This window comes from Methanobrevibacter cuticularis, assembly GCF_001639285.1.
In the GTDB taxonomy this organism is placed as follows: domain Archaea; phylum Methanobacteriota; class Methanobacteria; order Methanobacteriales; family Methanobacteriaceae; genus Methanobaculum; species Methanobaculum cuticulare.
Window position 1 is genome coordinate 1 of the sequence record NZ_LWMW01000024.1, and the last position, 1489, is coordinate 1489.

General features: G+C 33.1%; 1 protein-coding gene. It reads left to right on the top strand.

Annotation, left to right across the window (positions count from 1 at the left end):
* Positions 1–1489 (top strand): beta strand repeat-containing protein (locus tag MBCUT_RS11085; RefSeq protein ID WP_169805338.1); only part of this gene is annotated, 1489 nt, incomplete at both ends.

Below are 1489 nucleotides of genomic sequence, written 5' to 3' on the forward strand. Positions count from 1 at the left end.
TGGTGTAAATACTACTATTAGTGGTGTTTTAGCTAATTATTCTGGAATAAATCAGGTTACTGTTACTGTTGATGGTATACAGTTTAATGTAGCTGTTGATAGTACTGGTGGTTGGAGTTTAAATTATGCTACTGTTCGTACTGGTTCTGTTAGTGTTGTTGTTAGTTTTGCTGGTAATGATAATTACACAAGCTTTACTAATTCTACAACTTTCACAGTAGCTAAGAATAGTACTAATTCAACTATTGTTGTTAATCCTAACCCTGTAAGTATTGGCAATAATGTCACTATCAGTGGTGTTTTAGCTAATCATACTGGAATAAATCAAGTTGCTGTTACTGTTGATGGTCTACAGTTTATTGTAGCTGTTGATAGTACTGGTGGTTGGAGTGTAGTTTATACGACTGTTCGTTCTGGTTCTGTTAGTGTTGTTGTTGGTTTTGCTGGTAATGATAATTACACAGGCTTTACTAATTCTACAACTTTCACAGTAGCTAAGAATAGTACTAATTCAACTATTGTTGTTAGTCCTAACCCTGTAAGTATTGGCAATAATGTCACTATCAGTGGTGTTTTAGCTAATCATACTGGAATAAATCAAGTTGCTGTTACTGTTGATGGTCTACAGTTTATTGTAGCTGTTGATAGTACTGGTGGTTGGAGTGTAGTTTATACGACTGTTCGTTCTGGTTCTGTTAGTGTTGTTGTTGGTTTTGCTGGTAATGATAATTACACAGGCTTTACTAATTCAACTAATTTCACAGTAAATATGGTAAATAAGAGCAGTACTAATTCAACTATTGTTGTTAATCCTAATCCTGTAAATATTGGCAATAATATCACTGTTAGTGGTCAGTTAGCTAATTATACTGGAATAAATCAGGTTACTGTTACTGTCGATGGTACAACATTTGCTAATGTTGCTGTTGATGGTTCTGGTTATTGGGTATTAAATTATACTACTAATCGTACTGGTAATTTAACTGTTGTTGTTAGTTTTGCTGGTAATGAAAATTACACAAGTTTTACTAATACAACTAATTTCATAGTCAATATGGCAAATAAGAGCAGTACTAATTCTACTATTCTTGTTGATAATGTTCAAATTGGTGAAAATGCCACTATTAGTGGTCAGTTAGCTAATTATACTGGAATAAATCAGGTTACTGTTACTGTTGATGGTAAACAATTTAATATAGCCGTTAATAGTACTGGTGGTTGGAGTATGGTTTATACTACTGTTCGTACTGGTTCTGTTAGTGTTGTTGTTGGTTTTGCTGGTAATGATAATTACACAAGTTTTACTAATTTTACTAGCTTTAATGTTGGTAAGTTAGGTGTTAAGTTAACTGTAAATGTTCTTGGAACTGTTAAGGTGGGTAAAACCATGATAATTGATGGTGTGCTTGTTGATGAGAATGGTAATCCTGTAGCTAATGCTTTGATTAATGTTACTGTTGATGGTAAGGTTTATTCTTTGACTACTGAT